Raw genomic sequence first — 14,141 nt, 5'->3', positions numbered from 1 at the left:
GATCAATGGGAGAACTCGTCATCGAGACCTTCGAGTACGACGGTGGGCGGCAGGTGGCCGTCTACGTGCCGGCGGACCCACCGGAGGCCATCGTGTTCGCGGGCGACGGGCAACTGATCACACGGTGGGGCAGGGATCTCGAGCAGGTCGACGTACCGGCGACGATGGTGGTCGGTGCGTACCGTACGGACGACGCGGACGAGATGGTGCGGATCGAGGAGTACTCGCCGTCGTTCAACGAGGAACGATTCGCAGCGCACGAGAAGTTCTTCGTCGAGGACGTCCGCGACTGGGTGCGCTCCCGCTTAGGGGTCGCGTTGCCGGCCGAGCGGACCGCGGTGTGTGGCGTGTCGGCGAGCGCAGAACTCGCGCTGGCCATGGGCGTTCGGCACCCGGACATCTACGGCTCGGTCTTCGCCGCGTCACCGGGCGGCGGCTACCGTCCGCCGCAGGTCCTGCCGAGCCCGCTCCCACGCGCCTATCTGGTCGCCGGCACGAAGGAGCCCTGGTTCATGGAGAACGCCGCCCGCTGGGCCGACGCCCTCCGAGACGCCGACGCAGACGTAGTCCTCACCGAACGCGAGGGCGACCACGGCGACCCCTTCTGGCAAGCCGAGTTCCCGTTGATGGCCTCCTGGGCCTTCAAGAACTGAAACCTATTCGCCCGTGGCCCCATCGATGCGCTCACGGAGAAGATCCGCGTGACCGTTGTGGCGCGCGTACTCCTCGATCATGTGCAGGTAGATCCACCGCAGCGTGTAGTCCTCACCAGGACTGGCTTCATCGAGCCCAAGACCCGCCACGGCGGCACGCGACCGAGCGACGCTCGCCTGATAGCTGGCCAGGTCGTCGTCGGCCCGCGTGACGTCGACGTCGAATCCGCGAGCCGATCCGGGCACGTAGTCCCAGAAGTACAGGTGATCCGGTTGGCCGTCGTACGTATGGAACCAGGCCTCGACTCCGGACAGATGCCGAACGAGGCCGAGCAGCGACATCGTTGACGGCGGCACCGACCGCAGCACCAACTGTTCCGGCGTCAACCCGCCGCATTTCAGCAGCAACGTCGTGCGCTGGAACTCGAGGCGGTCTTCGAGCGCGGTCCGCTCGTCGATCGGATCGTTCGGCGGCACAGCACGCTCAGGCACGGTCCAGGTCGACATTCCTGCGACCCTACCTACGGCCTGACCACCTGACCAGCGAGTTGCCTGACGGCTCCGCGCGGGGTGGGCGAGCGGGGTGGCTCGCCCACGCATGCGTCAGGGCGTTTCCGTCGGCTGGTGGCGTTTGCGGCCGGGGAAGCGGTGGATCTCCTGCGGCCAGTTGAGTACGACGGCGAGGCGGCCGGCCCAGTAGCGCGCCGTCTCGTCGTCCGGTACCTCGATGACGGCGAAGCCACCGAGATGCTCCTTGGTCTCGACGTACGGGCCGTCGCTGAAGATCGGCTCCCCGTCCTTCGCCTCGACGCTGCAGATCGCGGTGGAGGCGTCGATCCCGCCGTTGCTGAAGAGGAAGATCCCGGCCTCCTCCATCTCCGCGATCACCGCCCGCGCGCCGGCGCTCTTGGTGCGCAGGTCCTCCTCCGTCTGGTCCGGCACCCATTCGTCGTTGAACGTGATCAGATACTCAGCCACTGTCGTCTCCTCTCAGCGCGACGCCCCGAACGGCCGCCACACCAACTCCACGAACACCGCCACCCCAATCCGACACCATCCCACAACCAATCTCCCCCAACCCTTCAACCACGAGCACGACCCGCTCGGTCAGCGCCTTCGGGGCTCACCCTCAGCCTTCCGGAGCTCACAGGCAGCAGGGTACGACCCGATACGGGTGCATGTGCTTGATCGGTTGGGGTGGTGGCGGCAAGCTTCTGGGCGGTGGTGGGAAGTTTTTCGGGGCCGTGTCGATCCGCGGGCCGCCCGTTCGACCTGGGGGTGCGCGGGCCGAGAGGCGGCCCCGCGGGACAAGGAGAACGTGATGGCGCAGTACATGCTGATCATGCGGGGCACCGACGAGACGAACGCGGCCATGATGGGCAACATCGACGAGATGATGACCACGACCCGCCAGTTCATCGAGGAGATGGACAAGGCCGGGGTGTACGTCGCCGCCGAGGGTCTGGACGATCCGGCCCAGGGCGTCGTGGTGCTGTTCACCGAGGAGGCACCGATCGTCACGGACGGGCCGTACGGCGAGACCAAGGAACTGTTCGGTGGCTACTTCGTGGTCGATGTCGCCTCGAAACAGGAGGCGGTCGAATGGGCCAAGCGGGTCCCGGCGGTCCCCGGGTCCAAGATCGAGATCCGGCGGGTGCCCGGCGAGGACGAGGTACCGGAGGACAGCGCGAAGTTCGTCAAGGAAGACGCCTACCGCGAGAGCAGCGAGCAGAACTGATGGATGCGGCCGGCGTCGAGGCCGTCTGGCGGATCGAGTCGGCGCGGATCGTCGCCGCGCTGACCCGGTTCACCGGCGATTTCGGGTTGGCCGAGGACGCGGCTCAGGAGGCGGTGGCCAAGGCACTCGTGTCGTGGCCGCTCGCCGCTCCGGCCAGTCCGGCCGGCTGGCTGATGGCCACGGCCCGGCGGCGGGCGATCGACGCGATCCGCCGCCGTACCGCACTGAAGGATCGGTACGCGTTGCTCGCGACCGCCCCGGCTGTCGACGAAGAGATCGACCCGGACAGGATCGACGACGACATCCTGGCGCTGATGTTCATCAGCTGCCACCCGGTGCTGTCCCGCGAGGCCCAGGTGGCGCTGACCCTGCGCGTGGTCGGCGGTCTGTCCAGCGAGGAGATCGCCCGCGCGTTCCTCGTGCCCGTACGGACGGTTCAGGCTCGCATCACCCGGGGTAAGAAGACGATCGCCGCGGCCGGCGTGCCGTTCGAACTACCTGCGGCCGACGAGCGGCGGGAGCGACTGGGCGGCGTACTCAGCGTTCTCTATGTGATCTTCACCGAGGGGTCGACGGCCACGTCGGGGGAGCGGCTGGTTCGTCCCGACGTCGCGTACGAGGCGATCCGGCTGGCCCGCACGCTGGCCGCGCTGCAGCCGAACGAGCCGGAGGTGCACGGTCTGCTGGCGTTGTTCGAGCTGACAGCCGCGCGCTTCCCGGCACGGACCGACCCGGACGGTTCGCCGGTCCTGTTGGAGGACCAGGACCGGCGGCGGTGGGACTTGTCGGCGATTCGCCGTGGGTTGGCCGCGCTGGTCAAGGCATCTCCCCGCGGTCTCGGGCCTTACGGTCTGCAGGCCGCGATCGCCGCCGCCCACGCGTCGGCACCCTCGGTCGAGGAGACCGACTGGGACCGGATCGTGGTCCTCTACGAAGCACTCGGCCGCGTCGCGCCCTCACCTGTGGTCGAACTCAACCGAGCCGTCGCAGTAGCCATGGCCTCGGGCCCCGCCCAGGCCCTCGCCATCGTCGACGAGCTGATCGCGTTGGACCGCCTCCGCGGTTCGCATCTGGTTCCGACCGTACGAGGTGAACTCCTCACCCGCCTCGGCCGCCGCCCCGAGGCCCGCGCCGAGCTCGAGCTGGCAGCCCGCCTGTGCACCAACCTGCCCGAACGCTCAGTCCTCCTCCGCAAAGCCGCCGCACTGGACTAGGCCCTGTCTGGTAATCCAGCGCCGTAGCGAGGAGGTGCCGTGCCGAGTGCCCCGCAGTAGGCGATGGATTACCAGACAGGGCCTAGTTGTTCACCGCTGTGGGGAAGCCTGTGGACAGCGGCAGGTCAGCGGACCACGCGGTAGGAGACCAGGACGTATCCGCTCGGGGTGGTGTTGTTGCTGATCGTCTCGAGCTGGATGGGAGGCAGGTTGTCGAGGAGCTTCCGCTGGCCTGAGGCCGGCGCGATGGTCGGGACGATGACGAGTTGGAGTTCGTCGACGAGGCCGGCGGCCAGCAGGGCCTGGGTGACCGAGATGCTGCCGTGAATGCCGATGTCACCGCCTGGCTGAGTCTTCAGGTCCTTCACGAATTCGACCAGGTCACCATCGATCACGCTCGAATTGGCCCAGTCGCCCTTGAGCGGTGTCGACGTTGCGATGTACTTCGGAGTGGAGTTGATGAAGGACGCGAACGGCTCGACGTCGCTGCCCGGCCAGAAATCCAGCCACTCGTCGTACGTGCGCCGGCCGAGAACGATGGTGTCCTGGTTCGCGATGAGCTCGGCGCCCCTGGCATCCACCACATCGTCCCAACCGGTGAGGAACTGATCAGCGGCCTCAGCCACCCCGTCCAGGGACACGAAATATCCCCCGACAACCTTGCGCTGGTTCTCTTGCGACACGATGCACTCCTTGAAAGATGTCGAATGACTGCTGCTCACTCCTGCGTCGATCAAGCCCCGCACAATTCGACACCGCGGCCAGGTGCCAGTAGCTGTACGCCGATTGCGGTCTTCTCAGCCAGGTGACTTACCGCGGCCCCGGTACCCCCCGAATCAACCGCACCGACGTACCGCGAAGAACCCGGCATGCCCCGGATGCTAGGCGAGACCGAGGCCAGGTAAATGGCAGGCTGCCGGCGGATCAACCGGTGATAATCGCACGATGCCTGAAAAGCACTCACGCCCCGTGCCCGGCGGCCGCGCCTTCTTCCTGACCGAACGCCTCTGGAAGTTGTCCGAAGGTCTGCCTGTCGAATCCGTACCGATCGACGCCATCCGAGAGTTCGACGAGGACTGCTGGTTCGGAGGCGCACCGGTCACCTGCCGCATGGTCGCCCGCCACGCCGACCGCATCCAGAAAGCCGACCTCAGCTACCCAGTCATCCTGTCCGCAGACGGCCGGCTGATGGACGGCGGCCACAGAATCTCAAAAGCCTGGCTCAACGGCATGACCACCATCAACGCCATCCGCTTAACAACCGACCCAACCCCCGACTACGTCGAATGGGATGCCACCACCTAAGTCCGCGGCTGTGTCATAGATCAGGCCTGCTGGCCTGCCTCGCTGGAGCATGTGGAGGGCAGGCCGGGCCGCGGGATACTGTCGCCGTGGATGAGATCTCGCTGTCGGTCCCGCGCTATCGCGGCGATGTCGGAGTCATCGCGCCGGTGGAAGGTGGGACGGTCCGCGTCGAACTGGTCGACGGTGCTGTTCAGTTGATCGGCGACCCAGCCGGCCTTCGCGATCTCGCGCGCTGGTGTCTGTCGCTGTCCGATCCATTAGTAGCGGACGGAAGGCACATCCACCTCGACCCGGGATACGTGCCGCTCAGCTCGGAGTCAGTACCCCTCGTGATCGCACGCGACGAGGGCATCGACGCCACACCTGTCCCGTCACCTCGCTTGAGCTGCCAAACCTAGACATGAAGTACGACGGCAGGCATGCATCGTGTGAGTTCGATGGACTTGATGGCGCCCTGTACAACGTCGAGTTGGACCTCGTAGACGGATTGATCATGCTCTGGAAGGTGCGCCGTCGTCTGGCAGCTTGACCCGAGCGATTGGCGGTGGCGCTACCTAGCAGAATTCCTCGACGACGAGCATTGACCGGTGGTCGTCGGCTTTGAACTCGGCGGCCAGGAAGTCGGCGTGATCGCCGCGCGCGGGTCCGTCGCCCGGATGCTTCCAGTAGGACCGGATCATCGCCAAAAGGTTGTCTCGCTCTGCGGTCGGTACCTCGTTGACCTGGTCGAGGTAGGCGTGCAGCACAGGCACAGAGGGGTCGCGGATCAGGTGCTCGATGCGGCTCCACCGCAACTCGCCGCCTCGCATCCGCCAGAGTGTGCCGCTCTCGTCGATCAACTGGTGGTCCCTGATCGGCGACCGGATATCCATCGGCTCTCCGACGGGGTCTGCCGTCGCGCGGATCTCCTCGACCACGTCAGCAACAGCCTGACCCTGGCCTGTCCTCCGCTTGTGCCCCATAGATCCATCATGGGGCGACCACCGCACTGACGCCACCTGCCTTGATAGCTGCCACATCCAGGCCAGCGCGGCGCATGTCACGACGCCGGTTCGGCCGGCGAGCTGCGACAGCAGCCAAAGCTGGTCGGTCGGGGATCAGGCGTCTCGTTCATGTCGCGACGAGCCTGGTCGACTTCGTGCTTGCCGTCGTGTCGACGAGCCCGCGACGCCCATTCCTTGGCTTCCTCGGCGTGACCCCAATGCCCGTCCTTGCGAGACATATCGCGAGCACCGTCGTGCTCCGTCTTACCTCGTCCGAGTGCCACACCGACAGGCGAGCTCTGGGGATCGGTTATGTCGCCCAGCGTCCGCGGTCGTGGCCCCAAGACAGACGGTGAGTCAAGATTCGGAACCTGAACTGTCAGTCCTCGGTGGCCTTCTCGGCCGGGTTGGTTCACGCTGCCTGAGCCACCCCCGTGCAGCCGCCGATCCGGGGCTTCACGGCGCGGGACAAATCGGGCTTAAGGGGATGCTTCGACCGGTGCAGGATTGCACGGTGCGTGGCGGTCGGCCCGCGCTAAGCGTGGGGTGGGTGCGGCGCGTAGGACGGCGACGGAGGAGCCGCCCGTATCACCGCGCTGGGTCGACCGCAGTCCGCTAGGAGCACCGCGGTGGGGTGGACCGCAGTACGTGCGACAGTCGGTTGCTCAGGAGCAACCGACTGTGGTGGAGACGAGGGGACTTGAAACCCTAACCCCTGCCTTGCAAAGGCGATTGCGCCGCTCCCGCCTGGCTGAGCGTCGGACTCGTGAGCGTGAGCTCGCCCGGTTCAACCCCGTTGGTGACCGGTCGAGCCCGCTGGCATGTTCTCGCTAGGGCACGCGGAGGGCACGACCTTCTGATCCGTAAAGGCAGGCACTCTGATCGCGACCCTCTCGTCTGCGCTCCGGAGGTCGTCGACCAGGTGCTCGTCGTCGCTCGCCGGTGCAGGTCGTTGGGGTCAGGCTGGGGTCAGGTATTGCCTTCGGGCCATGGCGTACATCACCGACTCGTTGCCCTCGCCGAAGGACTCGACAAGACCGGCTACGATCGCGTCGCACATCACGTCGGTTCGGCCGGCTCGCGCATCGTCCATTCGTGCGGCAGCGCTGCGAACCACATCACGTCGATGCGCTCGCCCTGCCACACGCTGTGTGCGCGCATCGTTCCCTCGTGCACGAACCCCGCTCGGCGGGCCACCGCAGCTGACGCGTCATTGTCCGCCTCGACCGTCAGGAAGGCGCGAGCTGCGCCGAGCTCGAACAACCACCGTGTGAGCAGAACCACCGCCCGAGTCGCATACCCGCGCCCTCGCGCGCTCGGCCCGATCCAGTAGCCGAACTGCGCTACGTCTCCCTTCGACCAGTCATCGACGCCGCAGCAGCCGACCAGGCCACCAGAGGCTGCGTCCGTGATCGCGAATGCAACACCAGATGGTGGCTCCGCCGCGCCGAACGCCCGCCAGCTCGACGCGAACTCGTCGATGATCGCTTCAGCGTCCTCGATCGATAGCGGCGGAGCCGGTCGTCCGAGTCGGTCGTGGGCCCCGTTGTAGCGTCGGATCGCTGGATCGGCGAATGCTTCCGCCATGAACCTGGCGTCATCTCTCGACCAAGGTCGGAGAGTGACCACGCCATCCGAGAGCGACACGACCGGAATGTCGGCATCCGCTTCACGCACGTCCATCGGCTCCGTTCGCTCCGGTTTGACGCCTGCACGTCGACCCCGGAGTTTACGCCGAGCCTCCTCTGGGGCTCACCGCCGCCAACCTCGGGTCCGCGTCGACGACGAGGACAGAGCAGCCAGCCGACCACATGTCGAGCTGAACTGACGACCTTCTCATTACGAGTGCAGCGACAGGCGTCTACAGGGTGTCCGGAGACCAGGCACTCACGCGACGCGATCGGCGGCTGAGTCCACAGACGTCAACGCCGATCCATCGTGTTGTTAGCAGGTCTGTTAGCAGCATTGCCAGTTTGGAAGACCGGCCGCCACTCCGTCTACCGCCTGGCCCCGACCGCACAACCTGTGGCCGCCGAGCGCCCCCACTTGACCCCGGCTGACCCTCCTAATCGCAGGCCAATCGCTCGCCCGTGGCGTCCCTTCACAGCATGGATGGTTGGACGCTGGCGATCTCGCTCGTCGCCCTCGTGGTCTCGCTCGGCTCGGTCTACTTCACCTGGCGTGTCGACCGCCGCGACAAGGACCGGCGCGCTGACGAACTCACGCCGAAACTCACGGCTGAAATCAAGGAGATGTCCGGCGGAGACACAGGGTGGTACAGAGTCCATCTCCAGCTCGAAACGCTCAAGGAGCTGGCCACCGTGCATGTCGCGATCGTGGCAGGCAAGGGCGTGTCCTTCACCGGCAGTCAACGAGGTGTCGATCCGAATGCGTCGTACCCAATCCTCGCCGTCGACGACGGCCCGCTGCGCCCCGGCCACGACCTGACTTGGCGGGTCCAGCTCGACGATGAGCGGGACACGGAGGCTCGCTTGGTCGTCGACTGCGGGGACTCTCAAGGACACCGCTGGTCAGTTGTGGTTGATGTTGATCTGCCGTACATCCCGCTGGCGTCGATCTACTGACCACGAACTAGACCTGCCCAGTTCCCCTAATGAGTGCCAAACCCAGGCCAGCGGGAGCCTCGCTCGCGCACCCCCGCCCCTGTGTCTTCCCGCCTGGAGTCGTGAGGCCCCCGCTGGAGGCACTCATGGAAGTGCGCCCGCTGCGCCGCCGGGGCGGGACGTGGTTCGGCCGGCAGGTCGCATGGGCGCGGCCCGCGCCGGCGGCGCGCCCAGCGGGCGCGGCCTTGATCTCTAAGAGGTCAATCCGGCGGCGGGCACGGCGCAAACTATGGCGACAAGTTGCTGGCTATGGGCCGGGCTCCAATCTGGAGGCCTGGTCCATGTCGTTTCTCATTCCGCACAGTCCCACCGTTCCGTGCTCCGTCGGCGGCGGTCCAACATGCCGCCCGGCGTGTCCGGGCGTAGCTCTAAGGTGCTCCTCCCCATGTCCTCGCACGTGTTCGTCGACGAGAACAAGTCTCGTGGTCTGCTACTGGCGGCTGCCGCTTGTCTGGCTGGTGACGTCAACGCGCATCGGCGCACGATGAAGGGCTTGCTGCTTCCACGCCAGAGACGACTGCACTTCTTCAAGGAGTCCGCTGCACGGCAGCGCAAGATCCTGGCGGTTATCGAGGGGTTCGGCCTGGACGTGAAGCTCTACGCGACACCGTCGGACAGCCACGCCGGCCGCAAGCGCTGCCTTGATGCGATCGTCGAAGACGCCGCCGGGGTCGCCGAACGGCTGGTGATCGAACGTCACGAGTCACGGCTCGAATTCGATAAGCAGGTGCTGTATCGGGCGGTCCGTACGCATGGCTGTGTGGCGACATTGCAGTATGAGTTGCTCGCGCCCCATCTGGATCCGCTGCTGTGGATACCTGACGCGATCGCCTGGTCATGGGCCAAGGGCGGTGAGTGGCGGCAACTCGTCGCACCGCACTGCGAGCTGATCGAGCTCTGAACGTGCGAAACCCGGCTCACCAACCGTCCGGAAGGCTGCCGGGTCCACTTCTCCAGGGCTACTGCCCCGAGCACTGCAAGCATACCCAAGGAACGTTCTTCTGAACGACGTTTCGAAGTGCCTTCCCAAGTCCGGTTCGAACAGGGTTCCAGACATACCTGATCGGCGGACCGCCGATCAGGACTTCGTCTACACCGTCCAAGGCTACGCTCGGAAAGTCCCGGGTTCGGCGTCGTCGGTGTGGAACCTTGCAGTCTGATGCCGCGACCGACTGTCCCCGCTGCTCGCCCCGTCACCGGATGGGGCAGGAAGACCTAGCGGACTACGCCGACCCGGAAGAGGACGGTCGGGTGTTCATCGGGCCGAAGGGCCCTGACCTGCAGAAACGAGATGGGGGAGACGAGGGGACTTGAACCCCTAACGCCTGCCTTGCAAAGGCGGTTGCGCCGCTCCCGCCTGGCTGAGCGTCGAATCCCTGAGCGCGAGCTCGACCGGTTCAACCCCGTTGATGACCGGTCGAGCCCGTTGGCGTGTTCTCGTTAGGGCACGCGGAGGGCACGGCGCGATGATGAGGACATGGCCGACGACAAGCCGCGAGTCGTGTTCCTCTTCGATGACATGGATCTCACCATGTTTCCGTCACTCGACACCGCCGAAGACTGGATGGAGGCGGTAGACGTTGATGCCGGCGAGTACACCGCCGCGATGACAGAGACAGGCCGGGTGATCAGGATGAGGACAGAGAATGAGCTCGTCGTCCTGGAGCTGACTGGCGAGACGGACCTAGCCAAGTTGCGGGAGCTCCTGCACGAACACGGCGAGCTGATCGGGCAACGAGGGATAGAGCTGGACCCTGTCGGCTTCGCCAATTGGTCGTGGAAACTCGACTGGGAGAACCGCTGGCCGAAGTGGCCTCGATGGCTGGACAGACGCCTTCACCCACATGGCCCGGTCCAGGCGTAGAGCCGGCTTGCAAGATCGCTCGACCGCTCACCGCCTGGCGCTGAGCCTAAGTCGATGCCCGCCAGTTGACCCCAGTTGACCCGCATGACTCCTCGTAATCGCTTGTGGGCCAAGCGACTCCGAGAGGTTCAAAGTTGCCGCAGACCCGTCCGCACCGGTCCACACGAGGCAGCCACCCGCCCTGCCCTGGGCGTGATCCCGGCCAGCTCGACACCTGGTCGTCCACATCGATCCACACCGTTTGTTAGCAAATCCGTTAGCAGATTCCCGCTGACAAGTCAGGTCTGCGCCATCGGCGGCTCCTCTGCGAGCTGAGGTGCCCGCTTGATGTCACGATGTGCTCATGACTAGGGGCTTCGAATGCAAGTCATTCTCGATCGGCCTGCCGGAGGATGCGGCTGACCAGTCGCTCACTGCTCTTTTCAGGCATGTGAGCGACTTCTTGGCTGAAGATGACCCCATCAGCATGGACGACATCATCACTGTCTCCTTCCAGACCGAGCTTGGTCGGGATGCTGTCTATCGCGGTGCATTCACCGTTGTCTTCGACGACGATGACTCCGACACACCCACTGCATGACGCCGCCCTTGTGTCTTCCCGTCTGCCATTCAGCCCACGCGTAGCGCGATCAGGAGCTGACTGGGCTGAGCGGCAGGCGGGAAGACGCACCCCGACTCCGACCAAAAGCGCCGGCCGATTCGGACCCGTCATCCCGGAGTCGTGAGGCCCCCGCTGGAGGCAATGCCTTGGGCTCTTCAGAAAGACACCGAGAGCGGGCGCGGGCGGCGAACGGCCGGAGGCCGCATGCGCACGACCGCGCCGCGCGCCGAAGGCGCGCCTTGATCTATAAGAGGTCAATCCGGCAGACAGACGCTGGAAGCTGCGCTACGGGCAGCGGCCAGGATTGCTCCGCTTGCGGGCAGGACGAGCGCGGATGCGGGGGTCAACGCACCCGCCCTGCCGTCTATTGGGGCGGTCCGCCAGAGACGCCGGAACCGGTTAGTCATCGAGCCACTCGGCTCCGCGGGCGTCGCGGTGGTAGCCCTTGTGGTGGCCCTTGATGCAGGCGCAGCCGGTCATCGGGTTCTCGCCGTCGCAACGTTCGGCTGGTCGCAGCGTTGGCCAACCGAGCCCGTTGGGCTTCGGCTGACTAAGGTCTCCACCCCGCTCAACGCCGAGGGGATCAACGGTTCCCGCTGTCATACCTGAACGGTAGGGACGCGATCCGCAGCTCAGCCAGACAGTTGCGCTCAGTTGCGCCGATCGATCTCGGCTTGCAGGTTGATGATCATCGCTCGGGCGTCACGACCGTAGACAGCCACGCGGGTCATCTGCTCGAACATGCGGGCGTAGAGGGCAATCTCCTGAGGCTGTGTGACCTCGATCTTGGCAGTCGGGGTTTCGAGACCGACGAGCTTGTCGTCGAACATCCAGAAGCCCGCCGAACCGACGGCCTGGCGCTCGATGAGAGACGGCAGGATACCGAGAGAGACGTTCGGTAGCGTCATCACCGACAGGAGCCGATCGAGCTGCGCGAGCATCGTCTCTGCGCCGCCGGACCACGTTCGGAGGGAGGCTTCCTCCAGGAGTACGGCGAACGTCTTGGTGCTGTCGTAGACGACGGACTGGCGTGCCATCTTCGCCGCAACGGCTGCGTCCAGGTCGTCGTGAGTGTCCAGGAACTCGATCCAGACCGCGAGCATCGCACGCGTGTAGTCGGCGGTCTGGAACAGGCCAGGGATCACGTTCAACTCGTAGATGCGGAACCGCTTGGTGCGCTCGTAGAGGGGCACAGTCGAGAGCATCATCTGTTTCATGCCGGCGCGGGCTTGCCGTCGCCACTCGACGTACATGGAGCTGACGGCCCGTGCTTGAGCGATCAGGTCGGGAATCTGCTCCGACGCGTTGCACGCGGTGCACCAGGTGCGGATGTCCTGATCGGTCGGCGCCTGTACGCCGTGTTCCAGTTTGCTGATGCGCGTGAAATGCCAACCGGTCGCGGCTGCTAGCTCGCGACCGGTCAGCCCTGCATCCATGCGCAGGTCCCGCAGGCGTATCCCTAAGGTCTCCTGCGCTTTTCTGGCTGAACTACTCGGGTTTGTAGTCACTGTGTGGAATCGCCAAGGACCACACGCGCGCGAAGGTATCTCGACACATCGCCACCGTCGCGGACTCGGTTGTGGTCGTGAATGCGCTGTTCAGCCCGGATCCCGCGTAGTGGAGGAACACCACTCGCTCATCGTCGAGCAGGTAATAGTCGTTGCCCGGGATGCATACCTCGGACACGCGTCGCCGGGGTACCCAGCGAAGGTCTTCACCTGCGTCGACCAATGGTTGCGTGGTGCTGTACGCCCAACGCTGGTAGTCGCTGAGCGGTTCCGACACGATCATGGCTCGGCGAACGGAGCGGCCGCCTGCCCGATGTGCCCGGAGCGAGTCGCAGTACTCCTCAAGCCACGAAAGGTCGTCGGGCTCGCCGGCCGCCCACTTGGCCATATGCGGCAGCTCGGTCTCCGTACCGTAGGCGTCGCGGGTCTCAAGATGGACCGACGTTCGCTTGAACGACCTGATCAGCTTCCTGAACTCGTCCTCGCTGATCTCTTCCACTAACCCGAGCCCTACTTGAAGAACTGGATCATGCGATCCGAGATCTCGACGACGGTTTCACCGTCCGGGACATTGAGCGCTGCGAGTGCGTCGGGGTCGTCAACGACCCATCCCTGCACGACCCAACTTCCACGGTCGGTCTTGTACAGGGTCGGGCTGTTGTCCGGACGCGAGTCCGGGTCGCCTGCTACGAGCGTGAGTTTCATGATGGGTCCCCTGCTTCCGTCGTTGCGATAGCTTGCCCTGTCGAGTCTGGGGTTACCCATTGTTGCCTGTCAGCGATGTTGCGTGAAGTTGCGCCAACTTCTGTCCTGTGCCGGATGGAGCGCGACGCGTCCGTCAGGTGGCTGCGACAGTCGAGCACGGATCGTGGCATGTGTACGCGGCGGTGGCGGCCAAGTTGGTCAGTCGGGGGATTAGACGTCTCGTTCATGTCGCGACGAGCCCTGGTCGAGTTTCGTGCTGGCCGTCGCGTCGACGGGCCCGCGACGCCCATCCCTTGGCTTCCTCGGTGTGACCCAATGCCCATCTTTGCGAGACATATCGCGCGCACCATCGTGGTATCCCGTCACCTCGCTAGAGCTGGCAAAACCAGGTCAGCGCGGGCGCAAATCGGGCTTCAGGGGATTGCTTCGGCCGGTGCGGGATCATGCGGGGCGGTCGGCGCGCGCTAGCGCGAAGTCGCGCGCTGAGCGCGGGGTGGGTGGGCGGCGCGTAGGACGGTGACGGAGGAGCCGCCCGTAGCACCGCTTTGGGCTGACCACAGTCCGCCCGATCAGATTTGGTGGAGACGAGGGGACTTGAACCCCTAACCCCTGCCTTGCAAAGGCAGTGCTCTGCCAGTTGAGCTACGCCCCCGTGGGGTGGTCAGTGGCCCGGGGTTACCGGGTCGGCGACCTCGGCCCAGAGGTCCTTCTCGGCGCGGGACTGCTGGGTCTTCTTGTACACGAAGTATCCACCGACGCCGGCCAGCAGCACCAGCAGGATCTTTCTCAGCACTGGAGACTCCTCGGATGTGGCTGCGAAACAACGTGAGGGTGGGCCTAACTGGACTTGAACCAGTGACCTCTGCCTTATCAGGGCAGCGCTCTAACCGTCTGAGCTATAGGCCCGCGTTCTGCGGTGTCGAACCCGGGAGAGATTACCGCACCA

Annotated in this window: 18 protein-coding genes and 2 tRNA genes; 9 read left to right on the top strand and 11 right to left on the bottom strand. The window is 65.4% G+C overall.

The annotated features are described in order from the left end of the window. Window positions 1–5 precede the first annotated feature (5 nt). Window positions 6–653 (top strand): alpha/beta hydrolase-fold protein, encoded by a 648-nt coding sequence (locus ACWF0M_RS15815; protein WP_452236374.1) that lies wholly within the window; start codon window positions 6–8, stop codon window positions 651–653. Window positions 654–656: 3 nt separating this feature from the next. On the opposite strand, the gene ACWF0M_RS15810 is transcribed toward ACWF0M_RS15815, so the two are convergent. Continuing rightward, window positions 657–1,160: a DinB family protein gene (locus ACWF0M_RS15810; protein WP_452236373.1), complete on the bottom strand. Its 504-nt coding sequence runs from the start codon at window positions 1,158–1,160 to the stop codon at window positions 657–659. A 96-nt stretch (window positions 1,161–1,256) separates the two neighbouring features. Next, window positions 1,257–1,631 carry a YciI family protein gene (locus tag ACWF0M_RS15805; protein ID WP_452236372.1) on the bottom strand — a complete coding sequence of 125 codons (375 nt, stop codon included), beginning with the start codon at window positions 1,629–1,631 and terminating at the stop codon, window positions 1,257–1,259. A gap of 343 nt (window positions 1,632–1,974) precedes the next feature. Between ACWF0M_RS15805 and ACWF0M_RS15800 the strand changes: the two genes are divergently transcribed. Both ACWF0M_RS15800 and ACWF0M_RS15795 read left to right on the top strand, forming a co-directional pair. Next, on the top strand, window positions 1,975–2,391 hold the full coding sequence (locus ACWF0M_RS15800) for a YciI family protein (RefSeq protein WP_452236371.1): 417 nt from the start codon (window positions 1,975–1,977) through the stop codon (window positions 2,389–2,391). Then, window positions 2,391–3,605, top strand: a complete 1,215-nt coding sequence (locus ACWF0M_RS15795) for an RNA polymerase sigma factor (RefSeq protein ID WP_452236370.1) — start codon at window positions 2,391–2,393, stop codon at window positions 3,603–3,605. Before ACWF0M_RS15800 ends, ACWF0M_RS15795 begins: the two co-directional genes overlap by 1 nt. A 125-nt stretch (window positions 3,606–3,730) precedes the next feature. On the opposite strand, the gene ACWF0M_RS15790 is transcribed toward ACWF0M_RS15795, so the two are convergent. Then, the gene (locus ACWF0M_RS15790; RefSeq protein WP_452236369.1) at window positions 3,731–4,288 is read right to left on the bottom strand and encodes a dihydrofolate reductase family protein; all 558 of its coding nucleotides are present in this window, start codon (window positions 4,286–4,288) and stop codon (window positions 3,731–3,733) included. Window positions 4,289–4,550: 262 nt separating this feature from the next. Here ACWF0M_RS15790 and ACWF0M_RS15785 point away from each other — a divergent pair, with 262 nt between their 5' ends. Together ACWF0M_RS15785 and ACWF0M_RS15780 are read left to right on the top strand one after the other, a co-directional pair. Then, on the top strand, window positions 4,551–4,910 hold the full coding sequence (locus ACWF0M_RS15785; protein WP_452236368.1) for a hypothetical protein: 360 nt from the start codon (window positions 4,551–4,553) through the stop codon (window positions 4,908–4,910). An 86-nt stretch (window positions 4,911–4,996) separates the two neighbouring features. Further along, on the top strand, window positions 4,997–5,308 hold the full coding sequence (locus ACWF0M_RS15780) for an Imm32 family immunity protein (protein WP_452236367.1): 312 nt from the start codon (window positions 4,997–4,999) through the stop codon (window positions 5,306–5,308). 156 nt (window positions 5,309–5,464) lie between these two features. Here the strand turns inward: ACWF0M_RS15780 and ACWF0M_RS15775 are convergent, their stop codons facing one another. Then, window positions 5,465–5,872 carry a hypothetical protein gene (locus ACWF0M_RS15775; protein ID WP_452236366.1) on the bottom strand — a complete coding sequence of 136 codons (408 nt, stop codon included), beginning with the start codon at window positions 5,870–5,872 and terminating at the stop codon, window positions 5,465–5,467. A gap of 1,080 nt (window positions 5,873–6,952) precedes the next feature. Beyond that, window positions 6,953–7,576: a GNAT family N-acetyltransferase gene (locus ACWF0M_RS15770; protein WP_452236365.1), complete on the bottom strand. Its 624-nt coding sequence runs from the start codon at window positions 7,574–7,576 to the stop codon at window positions 6,953–6,955. Between the two features lie 425 nt (window positions 7,577–8,001). On the opposite strand from ACWF0M_RS15770, the gene ACWF0M_RS15765 reads away from it, so the two are divergent. From ACWF0M_RS15765 to ACWF0M_RS15750, 4 genes are all read left to right on the top strand, one after another. Further along, window positions 8,002–8,478, top strand: a complete 477-nt coding sequence (locus ACWF0M_RS15765; protein WP_452236364.1) for a hypothetical protein — start codon at window positions 8,002–8,004, stop codon at window positions 8,476–8,478. Window positions 8,479–8,902: 424 nt separating this feature from the next. Continuing rightward, a complete protein-coding gene (locus ACWF0M_RS15760) occupies window positions 8,903–9,418 on the top strand; it encodes a hypothetical protein (protein ID WP_452236363.1) in 516 nt (171 codons plus the stop codon). Between the two features lie 576 nt (window positions 9,419–9,994). Then, window positions 9,995–10,381 (top strand): hypothetical protein, encoded by a 387-nt coding sequence (locus ACWF0M_RS15755; RefSeq protein WP_452236362.1) that lies wholly within the window; start codon window positions 9,995–9,997, stop codon window positions 10,379–10,381. A 343-nt stretch (window positions 10,382–10,724) separates the two neighbouring features. After that, window positions 10,725–10,961 (top strand): hypothetical protein, encoded by a 237-nt coding sequence (locus ACWF0M_RS15750; protein WP_452236361.1) that lies wholly within the window; start codon window positions 10,725–10,727, stop codon window positions 10,959–10,961. A gap of 671 nt (window positions 10,962–11,632) precedes the next feature. Here the strand turns inward: ACWF0M_RS15750 and ACWF0M_RS15745 are convergent. The 6 genes from ACWF0M_RS15745 to ACWF0M_RS15720 form a co-directional block, all read right to left on the bottom strand. Next, window positions 11,633–12,490: a helix-turn-helix domain-containing protein gene (locus tag ACWF0M_RS15745; protein WP_452236360.1), complete on the bottom strand. Its 858-nt coding sequence runs from the start codon at window positions 12,488–12,490 to the stop codon at window positions 11,633–11,635. Next, window positions 12,471–12,989, bottom strand: a complete 519-nt coding sequence (locus ACWF0M_RS15740; RefSeq protein ID WP_452236359.1) for a DUF6879 family protein — start codon at window positions 12,987–12,989, stop codon at window positions 12,471–12,473. Before ACWF0M_RS15740 ends, ACWF0M_RS15745 begins: the two co-directional genes overlap by 20 nt. An 11-nt stretch (window positions 12,990–13,000) precedes the next feature. After that, window positions 13,001–13,195, bottom strand: coding sequence for a hypothetical protein (locus tag ACWF0M_RS15735; RefSeq protein WP_452236358.1), 195 nt, complete (start codon window positions 13,193–13,195; stop codon window positions 13,001–13,003). Between the two features lie 576 nt (window positions 13,196–13,771). Further along, window positions 13,772–13,847, bottom strand: a tRNA-Ala gene (locus tag ACWF0M_RS15730). 9 nt (window positions 13,848–13,856) lie between these two features. Continuing rightward, window positions 13,857–13,988 carry a DLW-39 family protein gene (locus ACWF0M_RS15725; protein ID WP_238150739.1) on the bottom strand — a complete coding sequence of 44 codons (132 nt, stop codon included), beginning with the start codon at window positions 13,986–13,988 and terminating at the stop codon, window positions 13,857–13,859. Window positions 13,989–14,027: 39 nt separating this feature from the next. Then, window positions 14,028–14,101 (bottom strand) — tRNA-Ile (locus ACWF0M_RS15720). Between the last annotated feature and the right edge of the window lie 40 nt (window positions 14,102–14,141).

It is taken from the genome of Kribbella sp. NPDC055110 (assembly GCF_053607525.1).
This window is presented reverse-complemented; position numbering and strand designations above follow the sequence as displayed.